The 26,474-nt window shown below is 71.0% G+C and carries 22 protein-coding genes; 15 read left to right on the plus strand and 7 right to left on the minus strand.

Translation table 11 applies throughout. The features are described from left to right. Positions 1-284: 284 nt before the first annotated feature. From LR393_RS23620 to LR393_RS23635, 4 genes are read left to right on the plus strand one after another with little or no spacing between them, the layout of a single operon-like run. Positions 285-1,472, plus strand: a complete 1,188-nt coding sequence (locus tag LR393_RS23620) for a Gfo/Idh/MocA family protein (RefSeq protein WP_231486348.1) — start codon at positions 285-287, stop codon at positions 1,470-1,472. After that, positions 1,469-2,773 carry an ABC transporter substrate-binding protein gene (locus LR393_RS23625; protein WP_231486349.1) on the plus strand — a complete coding sequence of 435 codons (1,305 nt, stop codon included), beginning with the start codon at positions 1,469-1,471 and terminating at the stop codon, positions 2,771-2,773. The genes LR393_RS23620 and LR393_RS23625 overlap by 4 nt, the downstream gene beginning before the upstream one ends. Positions 2,774-2,780: 7 nt before the next feature. After that, on the plus strand, positions 2,781-3,722 hold the full coding sequence (locus tag LR393_RS23630; RefSeq protein ID WP_231486350.1) for a carbohydrate ABC transporter permease: 942 nt from the start codon (positions 2,781-2,783) through the stop codon (positions 3,720-3,722). Then, a complete protein-coding gene (locus LR393_RS23635; RefSeq protein WP_231486351.1) occupies positions 3,715-4,584 on the plus strand; it encodes a carbohydrate ABC transporter permease in 870 nt (289 codons plus the stop codon). Before LR393_RS23630 ends, LR393_RS23635 begins: the two co-directional genes overlap by 8 nt. 74 nt (positions 4,585-4,658) lie before the next feature. Here the strand turns inward: LR393_RS23635 and LR393_RS23640 are convergent, their stop codons facing one another. After that, positions 4,659-7,529 (minus strand): glycoside hydrolase family 2 TIM barrel-domain containing protein, encoded by a 2,871-nt coding sequence (locus LR393_RS23640; protein WP_269327780.1) that lies wholly within the window; start codon positions 7,527-7,529, stop codon positions 4,659-4,661. Positions 7,530-7,611: 82 nt separating this feature from the next. Here LR393_RS23640 and LR393_RS23645 point away from each other — a divergent pair, with 82 nt between their 5' ends. Next, positions 7,612-8,079 (plus strand): SufE family protein, encoded by a 468-nt coding sequence (locus LR393_RS23645; RefSeq protein WP_231486353.1) that lies wholly within the window; start codon positions 7,612-7,614, stop codon positions 8,077-8,079. Continuing rightward, positions 8,076-8,861 (plus strand): dihydrofolate reductase family protein, encoded by a 786-nt coding sequence (locus tag LR393_RS23650; RefSeq protein WP_231486354.1) that lies wholly within the window; start codon positions 8,076-8,078, stop codon positions 8,859-8,861. Before LR393_RS23645 ends, LR393_RS23650 begins: the two co-directional genes overlap by 4 nt. 56 nt (positions 8,862-8,917) lie before the next feature. Here the strand turns inward: LR393_RS23650 and LR393_RS23655 are convergent, their stop codons facing one another. Then, entirely contained in the window at positions 8,918-10,210 is a 1,293-nt protein-coding gene (locus LR393_RS23655; protein WP_231486355.1) for an alpha/beta hydrolase, read from the minus strand. Between the two features lie 192 nt (positions 10,211-10,402). Here LR393_RS23655 and LR393_RS23660 point away from each other — a divergent pair, with 192 nt between their 5' ends. After that, complete coding sequence (locus LR393_RS23660; RefSeq protein WP_231486356.1) at positions 10,403-10,888, plus strand: hypothetical protein; 486 nt, start codon at positions 10,403-10,405, stop codon at positions 10,886-10,888. A gap of 63 nt (positions 10,889-10,951) precedes the next feature. Here the strand turns inward: LR393_RS23660 and LR393_RS23665 are convergent, their stop codons facing one another. Further along, complete coding sequence (locus LR393_RS23665; protein WP_231486357.1) at positions 10,952-11,725, minus strand: hypothetical protein; 774 nt, start codon at positions 11,723-11,725, stop codon at positions 10,952-10,954. A 145-nt stretch (positions 11,726-11,870) separates the two neighbouring features. Between LR393_RS23665 and msrB the strand changes: the two genes are divergently transcribed. Together msrB and LR393_RS23675 are read left to right on the plus strand one after the other, a co-directional pair. Further along, complete coding sequence (msrB, locus tag LR393_RS23670) at positions 11,871-12,299, plus strand: peptide-methionine (R)-S-oxide reductase MsrB (protein ID WP_231486358.1); 429 nt, start codon at positions 11,871-11,873, stop codon at positions 12,297-12,299. 49 nt (positions 12,300-12,348) lie between these two features. Next, a complete protein-coding gene (locus LR393_RS23675) occupies positions 12,349-12,846 on the plus strand; it encodes a GNAT family N-acetyltransferase (protein WP_231486359.1) in 498 nt (165 codons plus the stop codon). Here LR393_RS23675 and hemQ read toward each other — a convergent pair. The 3 genes from hemQ to hemE all read right to left on the minus strand — a co-directional run bounded on the left by hemQ (position 12,830) and on the right by hemE (position 16,288). Beyond that, a complete protein-coding gene (hemQ, locus tag LR393_RS23680; protein ID WP_231486360.1) occupies positions 12,830-13,549 on the minus strand; it encodes a hydrogen peroxide-dependent heme synthase in 720 nt (239 codons plus the stop codon). The genes LR393_RS23675 and hemQ overlap by 17 nt on opposite strands. Before the next feature lie 17 nt (positions 13,550-13,566). Next, positions 13,567-15,063, minus strand: a complete 1,497-nt coding sequence (gene hemG / locus LR393_RS23685) for a protoporphyrinogen oxidase (RefSeq protein ID WP_231486361.1) — start codon at positions 15,061-15,063, stop codon at positions 13,567-13,569. Between the two features lie 139 nt (positions 15,064-15,202). After that, positions 15,203-16,288 (minus strand): uroporphyrinogen decarboxylase, encoded by a 1,086-nt coding sequence (hemE, locus tag LR393_RS23690; protein ID WP_231486362.1) that lies wholly within the window; start codon positions 16,286-16,288, stop codon positions 15,203-15,205. Positions 16,289-16,477: 189 nt separating this feature from the next. Between hemE and LR393_RS23695 the strand changes: the two genes are divergently transcribed. From LR393_RS23695 to LR393_RS23720, 6 genes are all read left to right on the plus strand, one after another. Then, complete coding sequence (locus tag LR393_RS23695) at positions 16,478-17,047, plus strand: DUF3000 domain-containing protein (RefSeq protein ID WP_231486826.1); 570 nt, start codon at positions 16,478-16,480, stop codon at positions 17,045-17,047. 344 nt (positions 17,048-17,391) lie between these two features. Next, entirely contained in the window at positions 17,392-17,991 is a 600-nt protein-coding gene (locus tag LR393_RS36620; RefSeq protein ID WP_231486363.1) for a response regulator transcription factor, read from the plus strand. A gap of 452 nt (positions 17,992-18,443) precedes the next feature. Then, positions 18,444-19,652, plus strand: coding sequence for an HRDC domain-containing protein (locus LR393_RS23705; RefSeq protein WP_345718931.1), 1,209 nt, complete (start codon positions 18,444-18,446; stop codon positions 19,650-19,652). A gap of 252 nt (positions 19,653-19,904) precedes the next feature. Next, entirely contained in the window at positions 19,905-21,122 is a 1,218-nt protein-coding gene (locus tag LR393_RS23710) for a thiolase family protein (protein WP_231486365.1), read from the plus strand. After that, positions 21,119-23,242, plus strand: coding sequence for a 3-hydroxyacyl-CoA dehydrogenase NAD-binding domain-containing protein (locus LR393_RS23715; RefSeq protein WP_231486366.1), 2,124 nt, complete (start codon positions 21,119-21,121; stop codon positions 23,240-23,242). Before LR393_RS23710 ends, LR393_RS23715 begins: the two co-directional genes overlap by 4 nt. A gap of 207 nt (positions 23,243-23,449) precedes the next feature. After that, positions 23,450-24,268 carry a hypothetical protein gene (locus LR393_RS23720; protein ID WP_231486367.1) on the plus strand — a complete coding sequence of 273 codons (819 nt, stop codon included), beginning with the start codon at positions 23,450-23,452 and terminating at the stop codon, positions 24,266-24,268. A gap of 130 nt (positions 24,269-24,398) precedes the next feature. Here LR393_RS23720 and dxs read toward each other — a convergent pair whose 3' ends face one another. After that, positions 24,399-26,303 (minus strand): 1-deoxy-D-xylulose-5-phosphate synthase, encoded by a 1,905-nt coding sequence (gene dxs / locus LR393_RS23725; RefSeq protein WP_231486368.1) that lies wholly within the window; start codon positions 26,301-26,303, stop codon positions 24,399-24,401. Between the last annotated feature and the right edge of the window lie 171 nt (positions 26,304-26,474).

A 26,474-nucleotide genomic window follows, 5' to 3' on the forward strand; every position in this document is an offset into this window, starting at 1 on the left:
GCGATCGGGCGGACCCCAGGGGGTCAGGAGTCGCAGGGGTCTCGGGGGCTGCGGGGACTGCGAGGGCTGCGAGGGCTGCGAGGGCTGCGAGGCACCCCACGTGCCCCTTTCGTACTGCTTGCGCGCCCCCTTCGCCCCGTTCGAGCCCTCTTATGTTGCGTGCGCGTTACTTCTGTGGATCCAGCACCGGAACACCCCTAGGCGGACCCGGGATTCGCCGCTACTGTCTATTCACGCTCATTAGGAGCCACGATCAGTCAAAATCGCTCAGGAGCTTGCGCAGGATGATCACATCAGGCCTCTCGGTAGCAGTTATCGGCTGCGGCGCTCGCTCGGTCATCGGGCTGCACGTGGCCGGCGTACGGCCCGGATCGCGGGTCACGGCCGTGGTGGACACCGAGCCGGAAGGGCGACGCCGGGGTGCGGAGATCTTCCCCGGGGCGCAGGTGCTCGACAGTGTCGAGGCCCTGATCGCGCTGGGGGTGGACGCGGCGGTCGTCACCACGCCGGACCACACGCACGCGGACATCGCGGTGCAGCTGCTGCGCGCGAAGATCGCCGTCTACCTCGAAAAGCCGCTCGCCACCACGCTGCCCGACGCCGACCGGGTGCTCGCGGCGGCCACCGAGACGAACACTCCGCTCTACGTGGGCCACAACTTCCGGCACGCGGGCGTGGTCCAGGGGCTGCGCCAGGTGGTGGAGCGCGGCGAGATCGGCGAGGTGAAGGCCGTATGGGTGCGGCATTTCGTCGGTAACGGCGGCGACTACTACTTCAAGGACTGGCACGCCGACCGCTCGAAGACCAACACCCTGCTGCTGCAGAAGGCCAGTCACGACATCGACGTGGTGCACTACCTGGCCGGCGGTTACACCCGCCAGGTGTCCGGGATGGGCGGACAGGTGATGTTCGCAGGTCTCACCGACCGCCGGGAACGGCCGGGAGAGACCATGCCCGACTGGTTCTCGTTCGACAACTGGCCGCCGGAGAGCCACACCGGGCTGAACCCGGTGGTCGACGTCGAGGACGTCTCGATGATGCTCATGACCCTGGACAACGGGGTGCTCGCGAGTTACCAGCAGTGTCACTTCACGCCGGACTACTGGCGCAACTACACGGTGATCGGCACGCACGGGCGGGTCGAGAACTTCGGCGACACGGGCGGCGGCGTGATCCGGGTCTGGAACCGCCGCCACCTGTACCAGCCGAACGGCGACGCCGAGTACCCGATCCCGGGCGTCGTCGAGGGCCACGAGGATGCCGACCGCCTGACCATGGCCGAGTTCCTCGAGCACGCCGCCACCGGCGCCCCCACTCTCGTCTCCCCGATCGCCGCCCGCGAGGCGGTGGCCGCGGGAGCCCTGGCCGCACAGTCCCTCCGCAACGGCTCCCGTCCGGAGACCGTCCCCGAACTGCCCCCGCACGTCTTCCAGCACTTCTCCGCCGGCGCAAGCGAAAGGTCCCCCCGATGACCACCCAACTCTCCCGCCGCAACATCCTGGCCGGTGCTCTCGGCCTCGGCGTCATGATCACCACCGCGGCCTGCGGCGGGGACAGCGACTCCGGCTCCGACACCGCCGGTGCGGGTTACACCGAGCCGAGCGCCGACCTCAAGGCCAAGCTCACCTACGGCGTCTGGGACCAGACCCAGGTCGACGCGATCCAGAAGAACATCGACGCGTTCAACCAGAAGTACCCGGGCATCGAGGTGGCCATCAGCGTCACCCCGTTCGCGCAGTACTGGACCAAGCTGCAGACCCAGGCCTCCAGCGACACGCTGCCCGACCTGTTCTGGATGAACGGCCCGAACTTCCAGCTCTACGCCGGCGGCAAGAAGATCGACCCGATCACCGGCCCGGTCAAGGCCGGCGCGATCGACCCCGCGAACTACCCCGAGGCGCTGACCAGCCTGTACAGCCTGGATGGCGTGCAGTACGGCGTGCCGAAGGACATGGACACCATCGGCGTGTGGATCAACACCGAGATCTTCAAGAAGGCCAAGGTGGACGTGCCCACCGCCGACTGGACCTGGGACGACTTCCAGACGGCGGCCACGGCCATCTCCACGGCCCTCAAGAGCGACGGCATCTATGGCGGCGCGGGCGGCATGGACGGCCAGACCACCTACTACAACACCATCTTCGAAGCCGGCGGCAGCGTCGTGGCGGACGGCAAATCCGGCTACAACACCCCGCAGTCCCAGGCCGGCCTGCAGTTCTGGGCCGACCTGATCGCCTCCGGCGGCTCCCCGACCATCGCCCAGCTCACCGACACCACCGCCGACCAGTGGTTCACCTCCGGCAAGCTGGGGATGTACTGGGGCGGAAGCTGGTTCCGGGCCGCGCTGGCCGGCACCGACCTGGAGAAGTCGATCCAGGCACTGCCGTTGCCGAAGGGCGCGCAGCAGGCCACGGTCATCCACGGCGTCGCCAACCTGGTCGCCGCGAACTCGCAGAACAAGCAGGCCGCCCACGCCCTCCAGGCCTACCTGGTCAGCCAGGAGGCGCAGCAGGCGCTCGGCGAGGCGGGCTCGGTGATCCCGGCGTTCACCGGCACCCAGGCCGCCTTCACCAAATCCATGCCGGACGCCGGGCTGCAGGTCTTCCTGGACGCGGTCGAGTACGCCAAACCGCTTCCGGTCAGCGCCAACACGGCCGCCTGGAACGCCTTCGAGACCAAGCTGCTGCCCGACGCGTTCTCCGGCTCCAAGCCGGTGGCGGACGTGACGGCCGACCTGGCCTCCCAGATGGACGCGGCCCTCGCGAAGGAGTAGTACCGGTATGAGTTCCGTGACGTCACCCCCGCGTGGTGCCGCCCCCGCCACCACGGTCAGGAAACGCGGCCTGCGCCGCGACGGCTTCTGGCCCTGGCTCTTCGTGGCACCACTCGTGGGTGGCGTCGCGGTGTTCTTCCTCTGGCCGATCGTCCAGACCGCCTGGTTCTCCCTGACCGAGTTCGGCGTGTTCGGCGGCACCACCTTCACCGGGCTGGACAACTACAAGACGCTGTTCCAGAACGGCGACCTGTACAAGTCCATCGGCAACACCCTGATCTACACCGTGATCACGCTGTTCAACGTGCCGATCGCGGTGGTCGTGGCCAGCCTGCTCAACACCCCCGGCCTGCGCGGCGCCGCGGTCTACCGGGTGCTGTACTTCCTGCCCTACGTGGCGATGCCGACGGCCGTGGCGATGGTCTGGCGGATCATCTTCAACGGTGACTTCGGCGTGCTGAACTACGTTCTGGGCTGGTTCGGCATCGACGGCCCGTACTGGATCAGCACCCCGGGCGCGGCCATCGTGGCGGTCTCGATCGTCGGCCTCTGGTCGCTCATCGGGTTCTCGGTGATCGTGCTGGGTGCCGGCCTGAAGCAGATCCCGCCCGACCTGTACGAGGCCGCCGAGCTGGACGGGGCCTCGCGCCTGCGGCAGTTCCGCTCGATCACCGTGCCGCTCCTGACGCCGAGCATCGCCTTCCTGTCGATCGTCAGCGTGATCCAGGGTTTCCAGATGTTCGACCTGCTCTACGCCGTGCTCGGCACCACGAACATGAACCCCACGGTGTTCGACAGCATGTCCATCGTCTACCTGTTCTACCAGGCCGGTTTCGTCACCAACGAGAAGGGCATGGCCGCCGCGATCGCCATGGTCGTACTCGTCCTGGTGGCCCTGGCCACCGTGGTGCAGTTCCGGCTGCAGAAGAAGTGGGTGCACCTTGACTGAGCTGACCACCACCCCGGCCCGGACCCCGAAGCGGCGCCGGCCGGCCGGCCCCCGCCGCAACAACGTCTGGATCCACCTGGTGCTCTCGATCGGCGCCGTGGTGATGATGTTCCCGTTCGTCTGGCAGATCCTGATGAGCCTGTCGACGAACGCCGAGGTGCAGTCGGTGACGCCGCACCTGTGGCCGGCGAAGATCCAGTGGGGCAACTACGCCGAGGTGTTCCGCCAGCTGCCGTTCCTCGACCAGCTGCGCACCTCGGTCGTCATCACCGTGATCCGGGTGCTGGGCCAGATCGCGTTCTGCACGCTGGCCGGTTACGCGTTCGCACGCATGCATTTCCGCGGCAAGAACCTGGTGCTCGGCGCCGTGTTGTCGATCCTGATGGTGCCCTCGCAGGTCTACCTGCTGCCGCAGTACCAGATCATCAAAGACCTGGGCCTGCTCGGCACCATGACCGGCCTGCTGCTGCCGGGCCTGTTCAGCGCCTTCGGCACGTTCCTGATGCGCACCGCGTTCCTGGCCCTGCCGTCCGAGCTGGAAGAGGCCGCCCGCCTCGACGGTGCGAACCCGTTCCAGGTGTTCTGGCACGTGATGCTGCCGCTGATCCGGCCCAGTATCAGCGTTCTCGCGATCACCTCGACCCTGTGGTCGTGGAACGAGCTGCTCTGGCCCCTGGTGGTCACCACCAACAGCGACGACATGCCGCTGTCGGCGGGCCTGGCCACCCTGATCAACGACCGCACGGTGAACTACCCGATCGTGCTCGCGGCCAGCCTGCTCGCCACCGCCCCGGTGCTGATCCTCTTCATCGTGCTGCAGCGCCGGGTCATCGACGGGCTGGCGACGTCGGGCATGAAGTAGCACCGGCCGGATCACGGACGCGTCGGTGGACCGGTTGCCCGGTCCACCGACGCGTCCGTTGCGTTCGGGAGCGACTACTCTCCGGCCGCCAGCAGCAGCGTCACCCGGCCCGGCCGCGGGGTGAGCCGGTAGCGCGGCAGCACGCCCGGCCCGCAGGTGGCCGTGCCGACGCCGGACTGGAACACGTCGAGTGACAGGTGTGTGCGCCCGTCGGCCTCCAGCTCGTGGTGGTGCGCGGTCGCGGCCAGCGTGTCGCGGCTCCACGGGGAGACCGTCACGGCCACACCCTCGGCCGAGAGCACCGTGACCTTCAGCGCACCGCCCGAGGTACGGATCAGGGCCTCGCGCACACCGGCCCGGGCCCCGCTCTCCTGCGGCTTCACGTGCGGCGTGTACAGGCCGTCGGCCTCTACCGAGTGCGAGCCCCAGAAGGTGCCCGCTGCCAGGTCGGGATACGACGGGCCGGGGCCCTGACCCTGCCAGTCCAGACCCACCGGAGCGCCCTCGAGCACGAAGTCCAGTCCCAGACGCGCCCATTCGACCGGCCAGGCGCCGAACGGGGTGAGTGTGACGTCGAGGGTCAGGGCCGTCGCGGAGACCCGGCGCCAGACCAGGTCGGCGTCGACCGAGAAGTCCCGGCCGGCCGGGGTGGTGCGGGTGGCGACCCGCAGCGCGTCCTCGTCCCACGACGACGACACCACGCGGGTGCGGGCGCGGTCGAGCCCGGCCGCGTGCCAGCGCTCGGCGTAGGGCGGCAGGTCGCGCTCGTCCCAGCCGGGGTAACGGTCGTTGTCGGTCGGGGCCCGCCAGACACCCACCTGCGGGCCGTCCAGGGTCAGGCCGCCCAGCGAGCGCAGGCGCAGCGTCACCGGGTCGAACGCCTCCGGGGCGGGGGCGTGCAGATCGGCGGGGGCCTCGGCCGGGTTCAGCCACAGCCGCTGGCCCCGGCCGACCGGGTGACCGGCCTGTGCCCAGGCCGTGTCGGAGGCCAGAAGGGCCTCCACCGTGAGGATCTCGGGCAGGTCGAGGTCGGGCAGCGGTACCTCGGCGCTCTGGCCGGCGGGCACGTCACCGACCTTCAGGTCACCGGACTGCGCGTCGGCCGACCAGACGAACCGCAGCCCGCTCAGGTCGGCGAAGGCGTAGCGGTTGGTGATGCGCACGGACGCGTCGAGCACCTCGATGCGCACCGGCGAGTACCAGTGGGCCAGGGCGACCAGACCCGGCCGCACCTCGCGGTCGGCACTGACCAGGCCGTCGATGACGAAGTTGCTGTCGTGCACGTCCTCGCCGAAGTCGCCGCCGTAGGCGTAGCCGCGGCGCCCGTCCGGGCCGGTCACGGCCAGGCCGTGCTCGATCCACTCCCAGATGAACCCGCCGGCCAGGCGTGGGTAGGCGTCGAAGAGCTCCTCGTACTCCTGGAGGCCGCCGGGGCCGTTGCCCATCGCGTGCGCGTACTCGCACTGGATGAACGGCAGCGAGCGCCGGTGCACCTGCGCCGCGGTGGCGTCGAAGGGAGCCGGGACGAGCACCTCCTCACCGATCTGCCGCACCTCCCGATGAGAGGCGTACATCCGCGAGTAGACGTCGACGTAGGTGCTGCTCCAGTCACCTTCGTAGTGGATGAGCCGGGACGGGTCGAAACCGCGCGTCCAGGCGGCCATCGCCTCGAGGTCGGTGCCGGTGCCGGCCTCGTTGCCCAGCGACCACATCACGATGCTCGCGTGGTTCTTGTCGCGGTGCACGGTGCGCTGCATGCGGTCGACGTAGGCCGAGCGCCAGCCCGGGTCGGCGCTCGGGTTCTGCTTCCACCCGATCTCCTCGAAACCGTGCGTCTCCAGGTCGCACTCGAGGATCACGTAGAGGCCGAGCTCGTCGGTCAGCGTCAGGAAGTCCGGGTGCGGCGGGTAGTGCGAGGTGCGCACGGCGTTGACGTTGTGCTGCTTCATCAGCAGCAGGTCCCGCTTCATCAGCTCCGGCGACATCACCCGGCCGCGCTCCGGGTCGTGCTCGTGCCGGTTGACGCCGTGGAACTGGATCGGCGTGCCGTTGACGAGCAGCACCGAGTCCTTCACCTCGATGCGGCGGAAACCCAGCTGCAGGGTGACGGTCTCGCCCGGCGCCGTGAGCGTGGCGGTGTACAGGCGCGGGTTCTCGGCCGACCAGGGCTCGACCTCGCCGACGCCGATCACGCCACCGGACGAGGCGTCCAGGTCGATGTCCAGCTCGGGGATGCTCAGGCGCACGTCGGCACCGGCCGCCCCGGCGACATCGATGAACAGGTCGATCGTGCCGGTGCCGTCGGCCGCCTCGTAGTCGGTGACCGCGAAGGCGTCCCAGATGCCGTCGGCGGGCGTGGCCACCAGGTCGACGTCGCGGAAGATGCCCGGCAGCCACCACATGTCCTGGTCTTCCAGGTAGCTGGCGTCGGAGAACTGGGCCACCCGCACGGCCAGCAGGTTGCCCGTGGCGTTCAGCTTGCCGGTCACGTCGAACTCGTGGGTCAGGCGGCTGCCCCGGGTCTCACCCAGCAGCTCACCGTTCAGCCAGACCTCGGCCGCGGACTCGATGCCGTCGAAGCGCAGCACGGCGCCGGACCGGAACTGCGGCGAGGCGTCGAAGACCAGGCGGTAGTCGCCGATCGGGTTCTCGTCCGGCGGGTTGGGCGGGTCGATGGCGAACGGGAACCGGGTGTTCGTGTAGGCGGGCCGGCCGTGCCCCTCGAAGACCCAGTGGGCGGGGACCGTGATGTCGGTCCAGTCGTCGCCCGGCACCCCGGAGTCCGGCTGCTCCGGCTGGTTCCAGGCGTCCGCAGGAGCCACGGCGAGCCCTCGGGACCACCGGAACCGCCAGGTTCCATTCAGGCTCTGACGTGGGGCGGACGACTGCAGTCGGGCGCGAGGGGACCGGGCTCCGGTACCGGGCCCCTTCCGGGCGATGTTCATGCCCGACAGATTCCCAGACGCCTGGCGGCACCCGGAAGCCCGGGGTGTCCCGGAGCGTCGCCCGACATGACAGGATCGCCTCGTGGCAGACACATCGAGCACGGAAGAGGGCCCTGCCCTGCCCCCCGCCTTCACCGAGATCGTGGACGACTTCCACGCGCTCACCCAGAAGGACCGTCTCGAGCTGCTCCTGGAGTTCAGCCGGGAACTGCCCCTCCTGCCCGCGAAGTACGCCGGTGACCACGACGCGATGGAAGCCGTCAGCGAGTGCCAGTCGCCGGTGTTCGTGAAGGTCGAGACCGGCGCCACCCTGGACGAGCCGGCGCACGTCTACTTCGACGCCCCGCCCGAGGCCCCCACCACCCGCGGGTTCGCGAGCATCCTCGCCTCCGGCCTGGAAGGACTGACCGGGCAGGAGATCCTCGACGTGCCCGACGACGTCCCCCATCGTCTGGGTCTGTCGGAGGCCGTCAGCCCGCTGCGCCTGCGCGGGATGGCCGGGATGCTGGCGCGCATCAAGCGCCAGGTGAGGGAGGGCACGGCCGCGTGACCGTGCTGCAGCTCCTGCTGCCGGGGCGGGCCGAGGTCGGCAACCTCACCACCGATCCGGAACCCACGGTGCAGGCCCTGGCCGACCTGTACGCCTATCCCGAGCCGGTGTCCTCGCGCGGCTGGGTGCGAGCCAACATGGTCAGCACGCTGGACGGCTCGGCCAGCGGCCCGGACGGCGTGTCCGGTTCGCTCGGCGGAGCGGTCGACCGGGCGACCTTCAAGGTGCTGCGAGGTCTTTCCGACGTGGTCCTGGTCGGCGCCGGCACCGTGCGCGCCGAGGGGTACGGCGCCCCGCAGACCGACGCGGCCTTCGCCGACCGCCGCCGGGCACGGGGTCAGCGGCCCGCGCCCGCGCTGGCCGTGGTGACCCGCAGCGGCCGGATGCCGGGCGGGAACGGCCTGTTCGAGGGCTCCTCCCCCACCTTCGTGATCACCACCGCCCAGGCCGACCTGGCCCGGCTGCGTGATCTGGCCGGGCGCGACCAGGTGATCGTGGCCGGTGACGACGACGTGGACCTGGACGACGCGGTGCGGGTGCTCGCCGGGCGCGGTTTCCGGCGCATCCTGCTGGAGGGCGGCCCGTCGCTGCTCGGGCAGGCCCTGGCCCAGGGCCAGGTCGACGAGCTCTGCCTCACCTGGGCGCCGCTGATGGTGGCCGGTGACGGCCCGCGCATCGCGATCGGCCCGCCGGCCCTGGTCCGGGCGCGCCCCGCCCACCTGATCGCCGCCGAGGACGTCCTGCTGGGGCGCTGGCTGGTCCAGCACATTCCCAACAACTGATGGCGGACGCGTACCCGCACCGGTGCGGGTACGCGTCCTCCATGTGGTTCCTGGGCTCACAACCGCAGCAGGAACCGGGCCACGGCCGCCTCCCAGGCGGTCTGGTCGACGTTCCACTCCTTGCAGTGCCGCGCCCCGTCGATCGACAGGTAGGTGGCCAGGTCGGGACGGGCCTGGGCGAACTTCTGCGAGGGACCCGCGGGCACGTACTCGTCGTCCTTGCTGTGGATCAGCAGGATCGGGTGCCGCACCTCGGCCGCCCGCGTGACCCAGTCCAGCCGGTCCAGGTCGACGGGTGCCTCGGTGCCCGCCAGACGCCACACCGAGCGGTGCGACAGCACGCTCTGCCCGAGCCGGCCCACCACCGGCGGGAGCTTGTTCATCCGGGCCTGGTGGGCGAGCGTGTCGCGCCAGTCCATCACCGGCGCGTCCAGCACGATCCCCTTGATCCGGTCGGCGGTCCACGAGCGGGCCACCGTCTGCATGACGATCGCGCCACCCATCGACCAGCCGGCCAGCACGATCTCCTGTGCCCCGTGCTCGGCGGCGTAGACGATCGCGGCCTCCACGTCGCGCCACTCGGTGTCGCCCAGGTGGTAGCGCGCGGTCTGCAGCGGCGCGGTCAGCGGCAGCCCGGCGGTCGAGCGGTAGCCCGCGACCAGCGAGGTCACGCCCAGCCGGTGCAGCACCGGCAGCGCCCGCAGGCACTCCTCCCGGGTGGCTCCGCGGCCGTGCACGAGGATCGCCCAGGTGCTCCCGGTCGGCGGTAGCGACGCCAGGTCGGCCTTGCGCCCCTCGGTGACGGCCGCGCGGTCCACCACGGCCGTCGTACCCACCGTCGCGGACACCGAGGTGTTCAGCTGCGCCCCCGGCACCACCCAGCCGTGCAGCAGCGAGTCGCCCTCGACGGTCACGTCGGCGAACGGCAGACCGAGCGCGGTGAACGGGTCACCGGCGTAGTAGTAGTGGTTCAGGCGGGCCCGCCCCGGACGCAGCCGTCCCGCGTCCACCCCGATCAGAGGACGCGTGACGGTGCCGGCCGTGGGATCACGGCGGGTCACCTCCCCCACGCGCACGTGGGTCTTCCCCCCGTCCTGCCAGACCCCGTACCGGCCCGGCATCGTGGTCTCGTCGTCGGCCCGGAACTTCACCGCCGTGTCCGTCACCGCGACGACCTCGACGTTGTCCGGCCGGTTGGCGTCGGGGGTGACCACCCGGCGGGCGAACACGGTGGCCGCCGTGGCCGCCGCGACCCCCGCCGCGACCGCGGACGAGGCACCCGCGACCGCCGCGGCCAGCGCGAGCCGGCGCACGCCGTCCGGCACCGGCTGCCCTCCGAGCGGGCTCATCGAGCAACTCCAGCCGTCTCCGCAACGCTCATGACACCCATACTGCCGACCTCCCGCCCACACAGCGATGCCGGGCACCCCCGCACCGTCCGGTGACGGGGAGGTTTTGCATGATCACGGACAGGCTCTGGCCGGTGATCATGCGGAACCTCCCCGTGATCAGCGATGGCGCGCGACCATTAGGCTGGGACCGTGACCGAGACATCGTCGATCCTGGTTCTGACCGAAGAGGCACTGAGCGAGGAGGACGCGCTCCGCCTGACCTCGGTGCACGCGGACGAGCAGCTCGCCTACCACCTGCTGGTCCCGGCCGACGTCGAGCGCAACCTGCTCGCCGACGTGCTCGACCACCTGAGCCTGTTCCAGCTGCGCGAGGCCCTGGAGGCCGTGCGCCGCGACGACGAGCCCACCCGCACCGGGGCCGCCGCGGCGCTGGCCCAGTCGCTGACCGCGTTCGTCGCCGCCGGCACCCCCGCCACCGGCGAGGTCGTCGAGGGTGACCCGGTGGCCGTGCTGCAGAAGAAGGTCGGGGCCGGTGAGACCGTGCGCGAGGTGATGGTCGTGACCCGCCCGCACGCGGTGGAAGACACGTTCCACACCGACTGGGCCTCCCGCGCCCGGGAGGCCCTCGGCGTACCCGTGCTCCACGTCTACGCCGGAAGCAGCTTCCTCGGCTGATCCACTGCGTGAAAGGCCCGCCTCCCGGACCGGGACGGCGGGCCTTTTCACAGGACGGGCGAGTTACCGCTGACGCGGCGGGATCATCGTCCAGCCGAGCGCGAACAGCACGAACGCCGACAGCATCGACAGGCTGCTGAACGACGACGAGGCGTCGGTGACCCGCAGGTCGGCCAGGCCCAGCCAGACGGCCAGGACGATCACCAGGGCAGGCAGGCCCAGCGAACCGGGATCGGTGCGCAGGGCAGCCATCCCGGCCCAGGGGCGGGGGCGCACCGAGGTGTGGGCGTGCCCGGGGTCGGAGTCGTCCATCACCTCGACCACCTCGACCTCGGTCTCCCGCGGCAGCCCGCGCAGGATCAGCTGAATGCCCTGCGCCACCATGATCAGCGCCGCGAGCAGCGCCGGGACACGCAGCATCATGCCGGCGTCGTCGGCCTGCTGGGCGGAGATGCCGAGCAGCACACCGAGCACGAGAACCGCGACGCCGAAACCCATCCGGCCCGGCGAGGAGACGCTGGCGGTACGGGTCACGGGTGCGCCCGGCGACGGGGCGTCGGAGGCGTAACCGGCCTCGTACCCGGGCTCCACGTAGTCCGGGTCCGCGTAGGCCGGAGCCGTGCGGGTGGGCGCGTCGTAGCCGCGCGGCGGGGCGGTGCGGGCCGTCGGGGCGGGCTGGGCCTGGGCGGTTCCGCCCGGGTCGGCCACGGCCGACGGGGCTTCCTGCTCGTGCCACGACTCCTCGATGGGCGCCCCCTTGACCGGCTGCTGGAGTGAATCTCTGGTCGGCCGGTCGTTAGGGGGGATCGGCAGGCGGGAATTCGTGTCGCTGGTCATGGGTGTCATCTCCCCGAAGCATGCGCACTGGGACGAGCGCTCTGTACTCGCTGTCACGGTACGTCCGAACGGGTGACCCCGAAACTTGAGAAGGCCTGCCCCTAGGCTGGGGAACTACCCGGCGGACAACCTTGTTGAGGCGGTCATGGCAACCAACAGCACCCAGAAGATCTACCCGCTGCAGCTCACGAACGACCAGTGGCGCGAGAAGCTCACGGCGCAGGAGTACCAGGTGCTCCGTGAGGCCGGCACCGAGCGCGCCTTCACCGGCGAGTACTGGGACGACCACAGCGAGGGCGTCTACACCTGTCGCGCCTGCGGCGTGGAACTGTTCCGCAGCACCGAGAAGTTCGACAGCAACTGCGGCTGGCCGTCGTTCTTCGCCCCCGCGGCCGAGGGCAAGGTGGAGTACATCGAAGACCGTTCCCTGGGCTCCGTGCGCACCGAGGTGCGCTGCCTGAACTGTGGCTCGCACCTGGGTCACGTGTTCGAGGGTGAGGGCTTCGACACCCCGACCGACAAGCGGTACTGCATCAACTCGATCAGCATCCGCCGCGAGCCGGCCCAGGGCTGACGGACGGCCGAATTACGCCGAAGGGGCGCCCGGGTGGCACCATCCGGGCGTGACCGAACCAGATACCGCAGCACCGCATCCCGCCCTGCACCGCTCCCGATGGACCGGTATCGACCCGCTTACGGCCTACGCCCTGATCAAGCTGCGGGTCGACGTGTTCGTGGTGGAGCAGGAATGCCCGTACCCCGAGCTCGACGGCCGTGACGTCGAGCCGGGCACGGAGCATCTGTGGCTGGACGACGAGACCGGGCCGACGGCGTACCTGCGGGTGCTCCGGGACCCGCAGGACACCCTGCGCATCGGCCGGGTCTGCACCCGGACCGATGCCCGGGGCCGGTCGCTGGCCGGGCGCCTGATGGCCGCGGCCCTCGACCGGGCGACGGGCCCCGTGGTGCTCGACGCCCAGGCCCACCTGGTCGGCTGGTACGCGCGGTTCGGGTTCGCCGCCGCCGGGCCGGAGTACCTCGAGGACGGCATCCCGCACATCCCGATGCACCGGCCCGCGGCAGCCGAATCGCAGCCGAAAGCCGTTACGGCAGAGCGTTGACCAGGTCGCCGAGGCTCATCCGCAGGCCGGTGAAGAACGGGATCTCCTCGCGCACGTGCTTGCGGGCGTCGGTGGCCCGCAGGTCACGCATGAGGTCGACGATGCGGTGCAGCTCGTCGGCCTCGAAGGCGAGCAGCCACTCGTAGTCGCCCAGGGCGAACGAGGCCACCGTGTTCGCGCGCACGTCGGCGTAGCCGCGGGCGGCCTTGCCGTGCTCGATCAGCATGTCGCGGCGCTCCTGCTCGGGCAGGATGTACCACTCGTAGCTGCGCACGAACGGGTACACGCAGATGAAGGGCCTGGGGTCCTCGCCCGACATGAACGCGGGCACGTGGCCGCGGTTGAACTCGGCCGGGCGGTGCAGGCCGGCGTTCGACCAGACACCCTCCAGGTACGAGCCCAGCTCGGTGCGCAGCAGGCCCTTGTAGGCGGCCTGGAGCGCGGTGATGTCGTCCGAGTGCCACCACACCATGATGTCGGCGTCGGCGCGCATGCCCGAGAGGTCGTAGATGCCGCGCACCTGCACGCCCTTGGCCTCCAGGCCGGCGAAGAAGGCCTCGGCCTCCTCGATCAGGAGGGTGCGGTCCTCGGCCTCGTCCGGCAGCCGGTTCGCGGCGAAGACCGACCACATCGTGTAGCGGATGGTGTCGTTGATCTTGTCCGCGTCGGGTGCGGTGTGCGGTGCACTTTCAGTCTGGCTCATTCTTCAATTCTCTCGTGTCAGACCCGTGGCCCGCTGGCCAGGGTGCGCAGATCGATCCGCACGGTGGTGCCCAGGTCGTGCACGGCCCGGTCGGCGGCGGCGATGCAGGCCGGGATGCCCACGCCGTCGAACACCGCGCCGCACACCGCCAGACCCCGTACGCCGGCCACAGCCTCGCGGATCCGATGCACCCGGTCCAGGTGCCCCACCTCGTACTGCGGCAGCGCGCCGCCCCAGCGCACCACCTTCGTGTCGGCCGGCCGCACCTCCCGGCGCAGCACGTCGCTCAGTTCGGCCACGGCCAGGTCGGAGAGCTCGGTGTCGTCGCGCTGCAGCACCGTCTCCTCGCGGGCACGGCCCAGCGACAGCCGCACGATCAGGTGCTCGGAGCGGTTCTCGTCACTGACCCAGCGCCACTTGTTCGAGGAGAAGGTGGCGGCCTTGATCAGCCGGTTCTCGATCGGCGGGATCAGCAGGCCGGTGCCGGTGACGCCCTCCAGCTGCTCGCGGGGCACGGCGGCGGCGACCACGGCCACGCTGGCCGTCTCCACCGCGCCCAGACCCTCCGCCGCGGCGGGCACCTCGGCCGCCAGCAGCCGGGCGGCCGCGGCCGGCGGGACCGCCAGGATGACGCCGTCGGCGTCGAGGAAGTCCGGGGAGCCGGCCGGGCCGGTCTCCAGGCGCCAGCCCTGCCCGGTACGCGTCAGCCCGCGCACGGTGACCCCCGTGCGCACCTCGCCGCCCGCGTCCTCAATTCCGCGGGCCAGCACCAGCGGCAGCTGCCCGACGCCCCCGCGCAGTCCGGCGAACACGGGGCCACCGGGGCCGGTCACCTCGGGCTGGGTGTAGGCGTCCAGCAGAGGACGACCCGCCCGGGCCCGCTGCCACAGTTGCGGAACCGTGGCGCGCAGGGACAACCGGTCGGCGTTCCCGGCGTAGACGCCACCCAGCAGCGGCTCGACCAGACGGTCGACCACGGCCCGGCCCATCCGCCAGGTCACCCAGGACGCCACGTCGATGTCCTCGGTGACCCGCAGGACCTCCCGCCGGCTCTCGTGCCCGACGCGGGCCACCTCCTCCTCGTCGAGGATCCCGGCCAGCCCGGACAGGCGGGTGCGGTCGACGGGGACACCCATCACCGTGCCGGGGGGAAGGGGGTAGAGGTTTCCGCGGGAGAGCACCGAGGCCGACGCGGCGCGCGGATGCACCACCTCGTCGTCGAGCCCGAGCTCGGCCAGCAGGCCGACGCCCTCGGGACGGCGCGCGAGCATCGACTCGGCGCCGACGTCCACGGTCACCCCGCCCACCTCGGCGACCGCGAGCTTCCCGCCGACCGTGGGCGACGACTCCAGCACCACGATCTCGGTGCGGCCCTCCGGCTGCGGCCCGGGATCCGCCGGACCCGCCTGGGTCGCCAGCCGATAGGCCGCGACCAGCCCCGAGATACCTCCACCGACCACGACTAACCGCCGCACCGCGGTTGTCTGCTCCATGGTGTCCAGTCCCTTCCTCATGCCTCGATCCTCCCCGGTCACCGGGTACACCGGGCCAGGGTCGAACGGCCCTTCCGGGGGGATCACTACGCCTGACGGTACGAGGTGTCCCGGAGCGCATCGAGGGCGGGTACTACACGAGGTAGTACATGGGGGATTTCTACTCTTGCGCGGGCTTCCAGGCGTGCACGGTGTCGACGACGAACTTCACCGCGTCCGGGTCGGTACCGGGCATCACGCCGTGCCCCAGGTTGAAGATGTGCCCGGGCGCGGCGCGGCCGGCCTCCAGGATCGCGTGCACCCGCCCGCGCAGCACCTCCCGCGGGGCGAACAGCAGCGCCGGGTCGAGGTTCCCCTGCACGGCGCGGTCCGGGCCGATGCGCGTCACGGCCTCGTCGAGCGGCACCCGGAAGTCCACCCCGACCACGTCGGCCCCGGCCTCGCCGATCGCGCCGAGCAGCTCGCCGGTCTGCACGCCGAAGTGGATACGGGGAACGCCGGGATCGAGCTCGCGCACGGCGGACAGCACGCTCGCCGACGCCGGCTGCACGAAGGCGAGGTAGTCGGCCAGCGGCAGGGCCCCCACCCAGGAGTCGAACAGCTGCACGGCGCTGACCCCGGCCGCGACCTGCACCCGCAGGAACTCGCCGGAGATCTGCGCGAGCCGGGCCAGCAGGTCGGCCCACAGCTGGGGGTCGGAGTACATCAGGGCCTTGGTCCTGGCCAGGTCGCGGCTCGGGCCGCCCTCGACCAGGTAGGAGGCCAGGGTGAACGGCGCCCCGGCGAACCCGATCAGGGGCGTGGCGCCGAGCTCGGCGGTGAGCAGCCGCACCGACTCGGCGATGTCGTCGATCATGCCCGGGTGCAGCTGCGGGATGCGCTCGAGGTCGGCGCGGGTACGGAACGGCTGCTCGATGACCGGGCCGACGCCCGGCTTGATGTCGAGCCCGACGCCGACGGCCTTCAGCGGCACCACGATGTCGGAGAAGAAGATCGCCGCGTCGACCCCGTACCGCCGCACCGGCTGGAGGGTGATCTCGGTGACCAGTTCCGGCCGCCGGCAGCTCTCGAGCATCGGGATGCCCTCGCGCACCTTCAGGTACTCCGGAAGGGAGCGCCCGGCCTGCCGCATGAACCACACCGGCGTGACCGGGGGCTGCCGGCGACGCGCCGCGGACAGCAGCGGTGCATCGTTCAGACGGGGATCACGGGCGGCGACGGAGAGGGCGGGGGACTCGGTGGGCACCGGCCGATTCTCTCAGGTCTTTCCCCCTGGTCCGTGCCGACGGGCGGGCACCGCAGCGCACACCCCCGGCGCCCGGCGAGGCGTTCGTCGTCACACGGTGTGCGCGAAAAGGGTGGGGCCGGCCCCGGGATTGGGCGCGTCGTCCCCGATAGTGGCGATCCGTCACCGTACGCTGCGAGCGTGGCTGCCATGAGGATGTCCGACGAAACCCCCGAGGATTTCCTTGACGTGGTCTCGCGGCTGCGCGCCGCCAAGCTGCGCCCGGAAGTAGTTCTGGAAGAGGTCCCCGCCCCCCAGCGGATCGCGCCCTTCGCCCTGGCGCTCTCGGCGGACGTGGTCTCCGAGGACGACGAGGACCTGGCCACCGGACGGTTCGTCCTGCTGCACGACCCGTCGTCGCCGGAACCCTGGGAGGGCCCCTACCGCGTCGTCAGCTTCATCCGCGCGGCGCTGGAGAGCGACCTGGCCACCGACCCGCTGATGGGCCAGGTCGGCTGGGCCTGGCTGCAGGAGTCGCTGTCCGCCGCCGGGGCACAGCACCGGGCCTCCGGCGGCACGATCACCCGCGTGGTGTCGGAGTCGTTCGGCGCCCTGGCCGGGCAGACCCCCACGGTCGACATCGAGCTGCGGGCCTCCTGGACCCCGGTCGACGACGCCGTGGTGCATCTCACCGCCTGGTCGGAGCTGCTCTGCACCGTGGGCGGCCTCCCACCCCTGGCCCCCGGCGTGACGACCCTCCCCCGCAAGCGCAAGGCCTAGCCAAACCCCGCCAACCCCGCCAGACCCGCCAGACCCGCCAGACCTCGGCGGCCCCGGCCCGCCCCCGCCGCGGGCGCCCCCTCACCTCCTCCGTGATCATGCAGAACCTCCCCGGCGTTCTAGAACTCTTGCCGCCAGAGTTCTAGAACGCTGGGGAGGTTCTGCATGATCACGGACAAGGGAGACCTCAACCGTGGCGAGAACTAGCCGTCCGGGCTCTGGACCGTGCCCACCGGCGGATCCCGCCGTTCTCAAGTCGACACCGGGCGGTGCCGACCCTCTTGGGGAGCAATCACTCCGGCAGCTGAGGTCCAGCCTGGCCGGGCCAACCCTGGGAGGCTGAGGTGACCACACTCGTGGAGCGAACTGGAGTGGCGGTGCCGCGGCCGGGCCGGTTCGCCGCGATGGTCGTGGTCAACAGTCCCGCCGTGCGCGAGACCGTGGCGCACACGTTGCGGGCCATGGGCGCCCGTCACGTGCTCGAGATCAACACCGTCGCGGAGGCCCGTCAGCGGGCCGCCGCCGGTATCGCCGACCTGGTGGTGGCCGAGGCCGGCCTGCCCGACGGCTCGGGCATCGCGCTGGTGCGGGAACTGCGTCAGGCCGGCTGGCAGCGCGGCATGGTGGTCGCGACCAGCGACGACCCGTACAGCGTGCGGGCCGCCGTAGGGGCCGGCATCCGTTGCTACGTGGTCTCCGCCGCGGGCACGGGGACACCGCGTCCGTCGGCCGATCGCGGGGAGGGCGTCGACTCGCTCTCGGCCCGCGAGATCCAGGTGCTGCAGCTGGTCGCGGAGGGCAAGTCGAACAAGGACATCGGCGTGGCCCTGGGCCTGTCGGCGCTGACCGTGAAGAGCCACCTGGCCCGGATCGCCCGCAAGCTCGGCACCGGTGACCGCGCGGAGATGGTGGCGACCTCGTTGCGCTCCGGCGTCATCGCCTGACCCGGCCACCTCGTTCGGCGCCCCGGGCGCCGGGAGGGCAACCTCGTCCTTAATTGTGAGTCTCCCGAAGAAAAGGCTCGATTTCTGCGCCTTGATCGGGTGATATAGGGACAGCAACGCCGAACGGAGCGGGAGAGTGACGAGGGTCACGCTCTGGCAACGGCCCGGCGCTGCCCCGGACACGGACGCCGATCGGTGGCACCCTGACAACGTCGGCCGGACTCCCGTCCGGCTCTCGTGGCAGGGCCCATTGGCCCCATCCGCCACTGGCGAGTCGCATCGCACACTGCACGTGACGCAGTAGAACAGGCGACACCGGCAGGCGGCAGGCTACGGTGGGGTTTGTGTCGATTGACGAAGGGAGGAGCGATTCATTGACCCCGGACGGCGCCCCGGCAGCCGGTAGCCCCGACAGCGAGCGTGCGGCAGAGCGCGTGCTGGAGCGTCTCGACATGCCCCGGGACGGTGTTCCGCCGGTAGTCAGCGACATCGCGACCCTGAACCAGGTCATCGACGCCTTCGCGTCAGGTACCGGTCCGGTAGCGGTGGATGCCGAGCGAGCCTCCGGTCATCGGTACGGCCAGCGCGCCTTCCTGGTGCAGCTGCGGCGCGAGGGTGCGGGAACCGCGCTCATCGACCCGGTGGCCCTGCCCGACCTGAGCGGGCTCAACGCCGCGATCGTCGACGCCGAGTGGGTGTTGCACGCGGCCTCCCAGGACCTGCCCTGCCTCTACGACGTGGGCCTGCGCCCCCGCCTGATCTTCGACACCGAGCTCGGTGCCCGCCTGGCCGGCTACCCCCGGGTGGGCCTGGCCGCGATGGTCGAGGAGATGCTCGGCCTGAGCCTGGCCAAGGAGCACTCGGCCGTCGACTGGAGCACCCGCCCGCTGCCCGAGCCCTGGCTGCGGTACGCCGCGCTCGACGTGGAGGTGCTCGTCGACCTGCGCGACGCGGTCTGCGCCGAGCTGACCCGCCAGAACAAGCTGGACTGGGCGATGGAGGAGTTCGCGGCCGTCGCCGCCACCCCGCCGCCGGCCCCGCGGGTCGACCCCTGGCGCCGCACCTCGGGCATGCACCGGGTGCGCGACCGTCGTCGCCTGGCCGCCGTGCGCGAGCTCTGGCAGACCCGTGACGCGATCGCCCGCCAGCGCGACCTCTCCCCCGGCCGCGTGCTGGGCGACGCCGCGATCATCGAGGCCGCCCTGGCCATGCCCACGACGCAGAGCGGCCTGATCGCCCTGCCCGCCTTCAACGGCCGTGGCGCCCGCCGCTACGCCCGTCAGTGGACCGAGGCCGTGACCCACGCCAAGGCCCTCGCCGACTCCGACCTGCCGCCGCAGCACCTGCCCAGCGAGGGCCCGCCCCCGCCGCGGGTGTGGGCCGAGCGCGACGCCGCCGCGGCCGCGCGGCTGGCGGCCTGCCGGGCGTCGATGAGCGAGCTGGCCGGTGAGCTGGGCATGCCGGTGGAGAACCTGATCTCCCCCGACACCGTGCGCCGGCTGAGCTGGACGCCGCCCCCGGAGATCACCGAGGGGGCCGTGCGCGCCCGCCTGGAGACCGCCGGCGCCCGGGCCTGGCAGATCGGCCTGATCACCGATCGCCTGGTCGAGGCCCTGCACACGCAGGCCCCGGAACCGACCGAGGACTCCCCCAGGGCGTAACCGCGTCGGTGCCCACCTCGTCCTCAATTTTTCGTTCGTGATCCTGCGAAGTGTCCCCGGACCGACGATTCGGTCCGGGGACCTTTTGCATGATCACGAACAGGGGAACGCGTAACGTCTCCTCCGACGGGGCAATCTCTTCACAACGGGTGACGGAGAGGTTTCACGCCTACTGTTACTAGCGAGTAGCATTCAGGTGGTTACGCCAACGCCGGCGGCAGCTGAGCCGGCTCATGATTCTGGGGAGGTCACGTGCCCGGCACTTCCAGAGATGTCGTCTTCGTCGACGGCGTCCGCACCCCTTTCGGCAAGGCCGGTGAAAAGGGGATCTACGCCCAGACCCGCGCCGACGACCTGGTCGTGCGCTGCATCCGGGAACTGCTCAGACGGCATCCCGAGCTACCCCCGGAGAAGGTCGACGAGGTGGCCGTCGCGGCCACCACGCAGACCGGCGACCAGGGGCTGACCATCGGCCGCACCGCGGCGCTGCTGTCCGGACTGCCCAGGAGCGTGCCCGGCTACGCGATCGACCGGATGTGCGCGGGGGCCATGACCGCCGTCACCACCTCCGCCTCGGGTATCGCCTTCGGTGCGTACGACGTGGTGATCGCGGGTGGGGTGGAGCACATGGGACACCACCCGATGGGCGAGGGCGTCGACCCGAACCCGCGTTTCCTGTCGGAGAAGATCGTCGACCCGGCGTCGCTGGTGATGGGCGAGACCGCGGAGAACCTGCACGACCGGTTCCCGCACCTGAGCAAGGAGCGGGCCGACGCGTTCGCCGCGGCCAGCCAGGCCAAGGTGCAGGCGGCGTACCAGGCCGGGCGGATCCAGCGCGATCTGGTGCCGATGGCCACGCGCAGCGCCGAGCAGGGCTGGGGTCTGGCGGTGGCCGACGAGCCGCCGCGTCCCGGCACCACCGTCGAGGGACTCGCGAGTCTCAAGACACCCTTCCGCCCGCACGGCCGCATCACCGCGGGCAACGCCGCCGGCCTGAACGACGGCGCCACGGCCTGTCTGCTGGCCGACGCGGAGACCGCGGCCGAGCTGGGCCTGCCGGTGAAAATGCGCCTGGTGAGCTACGGGTTCAAGGGCGTCGAGCCCGAGGTGATGGGTTACGGCCCGGTGCCGGCCACCGAAAGAGCCCTGAAGCTGGCCGGTCTCACGATCGACGACATCGGCCTGTTCGAGATCAACGAGGCCTTCGCCGTGCAGGTGCTGAGCTTCCTCGACTTCTACGGCCTCAAGGACGACGACCCGCGGGTCAACCCGGACGGCGGCGCGATCGCCCTGGGCCACCCGCTGGCGGCCTCCGGGGTGCGACTGATGACGCAGCTGGCGCGGCATTTCGAGGAACACCCGGAGGTGCGGTACGGCCTCACCACGATGTGCATCGGGATCGGCATGGGTGGTTCGGTGATCTGGGAGAACCCGCACCACTCCGATTACGGCAAGGGGGCCGCGGCGTGACCACTCTTCGCGAAAAGGCCGAGGCCGCAACCCCGGACGAGGTGGTGACGCAGGCGCTGGCCCGCGACATCGCCCTGCCCGGCGACGCCGGCACCCTCGTCCTCATCACGCTCGACAACGGACTCGACCACACGCGTCCCACCTCGTTCGGGTTGCGGGGGCTGCGCAGCCTCGAAGAGGCGCTCACCGTGGTTCAGCGCAGGGCCGCGGACGGCGAGATCGTCGCCGTCGCCGTCACCGGCAAGCCGTTCTTCCTCGCCGCCGGCGCCGACCTGAACCTGATGAAGGGCTCCGGATCGCGCCAAGAGGCCCTGATGGTGGCCCGGCTGGGGCACGACGTGTTCCGCCGCCTGGGTGAGCTGCCGGTGCCCTCGTTCGCCTTCGTGAACGGCGCGGCACTGGGCGGTGGGCTGGAGATCGCCCTGCACTGCACCTACCGCACGATCTCGGGCGGGGTACCGGCCGTGGCGCTGCCGGAGTGCTTCCTCGGGCTGATCCCGGGCTGGGGCGGCACCTACCTGCTGCCGAACCTGATCGGCCCGGCCGCCGCGTTCGAGGTGATCATCAAGAACCCGCTCAGCAACAACCGCATGCTGAACGGGCCCAAGGCGTACAAGGCCGGGATCGCCGACGCGATCTTCGAGCCGGCCGACTTCCTGGAGCAGTCGCTGTTCTGGGCGTCGGCCGTACTGCGGGGTGAGATCGCGGTGGCCCGGGAGCCCGGGGACCGCTCCGAGGCGACCTGGGCCGCGGCCTGCGCCGAGGCCAGGGCGTTCGCCGACTCCAAGATCGGTGGTGCCGCCCCCGCGCCGTACCGGGCGATCGAGCTGGTCGCCGGGGCCCGCACCGCGAGCCGCGACGAGGCCTTCGCGGCCGAGGACGAGGCGCTGGCCGACATGGCCACCAGCCCGGAACTGCGGGCCGGGCTGTACGCCTTCGACCTGGTGAACAAGCGCGCCAAGCGGCCTTTCGGGGCTCCCGACAAGTCACTGGCCCGCAAGGTCGGGTCGGTCGGCGTGGTCGGCGCCGGGCTGATGGCCAGCCAGCTGGCGCTGCTGTTCGTGCGCCGGCTGAAGGTGCCCGTCACCCTCACCGACCTCGACCAGGCCCGTGTCGACAAGGGCGTGCAGTACGTCCACGACGAGATCGACAAGCTGCTGCTCAAGGGCCGCCTCAGCCCCGATGCGGGCAACCGGCTGAAGGCCCTGGTGCGGGGCAGCACCGACAAGGCCGCGTTCGCCGGGGCCGACGTGGTGATCGAGGCGGTGTTCGAGGACCTCGCCGTGAAGAAGCAGGTGCTCGCCGAACTCGAGGCCGTGGTGCCCGAGACCTGTGTGCTGCTCACCAACACCTCGTCCCTGTCGGTGTCGGACATGGCCGCCGACCTCGAGCACCCCGAGCGGGTAGCGGGTTTCCACTTCTTCAACCCGGTCTCGGTGCTGCCGCTGGTCGAGGTGGTGAAGGCGAGCAAGACCGACGACGCCACGCTGGCCACGGTGTTCCAGCTCGGCAAGGCCCTGAAGAAGACCTGCGTACTGGCCGAGGACGCCCCCGCGTTCATCGTCAACCGGCTGCTCACCCGGATGATGGGCGAGGTGGTCACGGCCGTCGACGAGGGCAGCGACCTGCACGTGGCCGACGACGCGCTGGCCCCGCTCGGCCTGCCGATGTCGCCGTTCCTGCTGCTCAACCTGGTGGGCCCGGCGATCGCCCTGCACGTGTCGCAGACCCTGCACGGCGCCTTCCCCGACCGCTTCGGGGTGTCGGAGAACCTGGGCCGGCTGGTCGCGGCGGGCAAGCCGGCGATCTGGTCGTACGACTCTTCCGGCCGGCCATTTGTGGACGAGGAGACTGCCGCGCTGTTCGAGACCGGTTCGCGGGCCTCGAGCGGGGAGGAGATCCGCGAGCGCACCCTGGTCGCGATCACCCAGGAGATCGGGCTGATGCTCGACGAGGGCGTGGTCCGGCACCCGCAGGACCTCGACCTGTGCATGATCATGGGCGCCGGCTGGCCGTTCCACCTGGGCGGCATCACGCCGTACCTGGACCGCGAGGGCTACAGCGAGCGCGTGCTGGGCCGGCGGTTCCTGCCGGCGGGTGAGTCGACGCTGCCTGTTTGAGCCCGTCACCCAGTTCGTGATTATGCAAACCTTCCCCGGGGAAGGTTTGCATAATCACGGCGGGTTCCATGAGGGACGCACGATCTGTCACCTTGGGTGCGCGGCTAGTAAGGATTTTCCGACGCACGGGTACACAGCGTTTACGATTGGGCCTCAGACCGGCTTCTGGTGGCTTCGATGGCACTCTCCGCTATTACGGTGGGCATCATGCCCGACGTCATCGGAACAGACGGAACCTCGCTGCGCCGCTGCGTACTCGCCGTGAGCGTCATCGACGACATCGACCTGACGCCCGGCGACGACGGGGTGTTCGTGCCCGACGCCGACGGTGTGCTGATCACCTGGTCGATGATCCGCCAGGTCATCGGCGGCCAGGCGCCCGAGGGAGCGACCGCCCGGCACCGCGTGGCCACCCTGCTGCAGCTGCACCGGGTCGCCGTCGATCTGGGTGCCGACGCCCCGGCCACCTTCCGCGACGCCCTGCGGCTGATCGCCCTGCCGCCCGGCCATGTCGACCATCTAGGCCCGGACTGGGCGGTGCAGACGCTGCCCGGCGGGGCCCTGGAGCTCGGGTACGGCGTCTACGGCCTGCTCGACGAGCCCGACCGGTGCGTGCCGCTCGCGCCGTCCCTGGCCGAGCAGGTCGGGGTCACAGGACTCCAGACCTGGGCCTCCCTGCGCGAGTACACCGAGCGGATGGGGGCTCTCGCGGCGGCCCGGCTCTCGCGGGACGGTCGCCAGGGGGTGATCCGCCCGGTCGGCGGCTGTGACGTGCTGGCCCTGCTGACCTCTCGCACCCTGCGCCGGCACCTGGCCGAGGGCGACGGGGTGGGCATGCGGGCCGTGGCCTCCCCCACCCGGCGGCGGGCCTGGTACGACCTGCGGCACATGGACCCGGGTTTCGTGCAGGCCGCCTGGCACCTCACCGACGAGCCCGACCGGGGCCTGGAGATTCCCCTGCTGGTGACGGCCGACGAGGTGGCGGTGCCGAAACAGCACCGCCGAGGCCGGCACGCGTCCCGGTGAGGGAGCCGCCTCCTCCGCGATTTTCCTCTCCGTGATCATGCAAAACCTCCCCGGCGTTCCAGAACTCTTGGCCTCACAGTTCTAGAACTCCGGGGAGATTTTGCATGATCACGAGGGATTCTGGGCGCGATCAGGCGCGGGGGACGTCTGCCATCGCGTGCTCGGACTGCCGGGAGAAGTGCTCCACGACCTCGCGGGAGACCTCCTGCGCGGTGAGGCCGACCTGCTCCAGCACCTGGGTGCGGCTGGCGTGGTCGAGGAACTCCTGCGGGATGCCGAAACTGCGCACCGCGGTGGGCACCCGGGCCTGGGCGAGCGCGGCGGCGACCTGGGCGCCGATACCGCCGGCCACCCCGTTGTCCTCCACCACGACCACCAGCTGGTGGCGCGCGGCGAGGGTGGGCAGGGCCTCGTTCACCGGCACCACCCAGCGCGGGTCGACCACGGTGACCCCGATGCCCTGCTGGTTCAGCCCCTCGGCCACGGACAGCGCGAGGGCGGTCATCGAGCCGACGGCCACGACCAGCACGTCCTCGTCGCCCTCCCGGTGCAGCAGATCCATGCCGCCGATCCGCTCGGTGGTGGGCACCTCGTTTACCATCTGCCCCTTCTGGAACCGCAGCACCGTCGGGCCGTCCTCGACGGCGACGGCCTCGCGCAGCAGCTCGCGCAGCCGCACGGCGTCGCGCGGGGCGGCGATCCGGATACCCGGCACCAGGCCCATCAGCGACAGGTCCCACATGCCGTTGTGACTGGCACCGTCGTCACCGGTGATGCCGGCCCGGTCGAGCACGAAGGTGACGCCCTCGCGGTGCAGCGCGACGTCCATCAGCACCTGGTCGAAGGCGCGGTTGAGGAACGTGGCGTAGACCGCGACGACCGGGTGCAGGCCGCCCCGGGCCATCCCGGCGGCGCTGGTGACGGCGTGCTGCTCGGCGATGCCGACGTCGAAGACGCGCTGGGGGTACTTCTCGGCGAAGCGGTGCAGGCCGACCGGGATCAGCATGGCGGCCGTGATACCGACCACGTCGGGCCGCTCGTCGGCGATCTTCACGATCTCGTCGGCGAACACGCTGGTCCAGCTCTGGCCGGACTTGCTGCTGACCGGCTTACCGGTCTCCGGGTCGATGATGCCGATGGCGTGGAACTGGTCGGCCTCGTCGTTGCGCGCGGGGGCGTAGCCGCGGCCCTTCTCGGTGATCGCGTGCACGATGACCGGGCCGCCGAAGCCCTTGGCCCGCTGCAGGGCGAACTCCATCGCCTCCAGGTCGTGGCCGTCGACCGGGCCGACGTACTTGATGCCGAGATCCTCGAACAGGCCCTGCGGGGCCACGATGTCCTTGATCCCCTTCTTCATGCCGTGCAGGGTGCCGTAGGCCAGCCGGCCCGGCGTACCCCCGCGCTGCAGTACCGACTTGCCCAGGTCGAGGACCTTCTCGTAGCTGTTCAGGGTGCGCAGCGTGGCCAGCCGCTCGGACAGGCCGCCGATGGTCGGGGCGTAGGAACGCTCGTTGTCGTTCACCACGATCACCAGGTTGCGCTCCTGGCCGACGGCGATGTTGTTGAGCGCCTCCCAGGCCATGCCGCCCGTCAGCGCACCGTCACCGATGATCGCGACCACGTGCCGGTCGCCGCGACCGGTCAGCTGGTTGGCCTTGGCCAGGCCGTCGGCCCAGGACAGGGACGAGGAGGCGTGGCTGCTCTCGACGATGTCATGCTCGGACTCGGCACGGGAGGGGTAGCCGGACAGGCCGCCCCGGCGCTTCAGCGCACTGAAGTCGTGCCGGCCGGTGATCAGCTTGTGCACGTACGACTGGTGCCCGGTGTCGAACACAATCGCATCGCTCGGGGAGTCGAACACCCGGTGCACGGCCAGGGTCAGCTCGACGACGCCCAGGTTCGGGCCCAGGTGGCCGCCGGTGCGGGAGACCTCGCGGATCAGGAACGCCCGGATCTGCTGGGCCAGATCGGTGAGCTGGGTCGCATCGAGCGCTCGCAGGTCGTCCGGGCCGTGGATGTCCGTGAGCGCCACCATCGACTACGCATCTCCTCAGCTGCCAGGAATCCAGAACGTGCAGATGGACGGCGAAAACCGCTGACGAGTTCGCCGCCCCGACCACGATTCTAGGGTCGCCCGGCGGGGCGTGCTGCGTACCCGTGCCCGTAATGGATTAGATCCACGAAACTTTCGTAATTCAACCGGATC

This window comes from Kineosporia mesophila, from assembly GCF_021129235.1.
In the GTDB taxonomy this organism is placed as follows: domain Bacteria; phylum Actinomycetota; class Actinomycetes; order Actinomycetales; family Kineosporiaceae; genus Kineosporia; species Kineosporia mesophila.

Bases quoted from the DNA above. Each gene is read 5' to 3' on its own strand.
- LR393_RS23620 (WP_231486348.1), top strand. From the start codon at position 285: ATGATCACATCAGGCCTCTCGGTAGCAGTTATCGGCTGCGGCGCTCGC.
- LR393_RS23625 (WP_231486349.1), top strand. From the start codon at position 1,469: ATGACCACCCAACTCTCCCGCCGCAACATCCTGGCCGGTGCTCTCGGC.
- LR393_RS23630 (WP_231486350.1), top strand. From the start codon at position 2,781: ATGAGTTCCGTGACGTCACCCCCGCGTGGTGCCGCCCCCGCCACCACG.
- LR393_RS23640 (WP_269327780.1), bottom strand. From the start codon at position 7,529: ATGAACATCGCCCGGAAGGGGCCCGGTACCGGAGCCCGGTCCCCTCGC.
- LR393_RS23655 (WP_231486355.1), bottom strand. From the start codon at position 10,210: ATGAGCCCGCTCGGAGGGCAGCCGGTGCCGGACGGCGTGCGCCGGCTC.
- LR393_RS23665 (WP_231486357.1), bottom strand. From the start codon at position 11,725: ATGACCAGCGACACGAATTCCCGCCTGCCGATCCCCCCTAACGACCGG.
- msrB (WP_231486358.1), top strand. From the start codon at position 11,871: ATGGCAACCAACAGCACCCAGAAGATCTACCCGCTGCAGCTCACGAAC.
- hemQ (WP_231486360.1), bottom strand. From the start codon at position 13,549: ATGAGCCAGACTGAAAGTGCACCGCACACCGCACCCGACGCGGACAAG.
- hemG (WP_231486361.1), bottom strand. From the start codon at position 15,063: ATGAGGAAGGGACTGGACACCATGGAGCAGACAACCGCGGTGCGGCGG.
- LR393_RS23695 (WP_231486826.1), top strand. From the start codon at position 16,478: ATGAGGATGTCCGACGAAACCCCCGAGGATTTCCTTGACGTGGTCTCG.
- LR393_RS23705 (WP_345718931.1), top strand. From the start codon at position 18,444: ATGCCCCGGGACGGTGTTCCGCCGGTAGTCAGCGACATCGCGACCCTG.
- LR393_RS23720 (WP_231486367.1), top strand. From the start codon at position 23,450: ATGCCCGACGTCATCGGAACAGACGGAACCTCGCTGCGCCGCTGCGTA.
- dxs (WP_231486368.1), bottom strand. From the start codon at position 26,303: ATGGTGGCGCTCACGGACATCCACGGCCCGGACGACCTGCGAGCGCTC.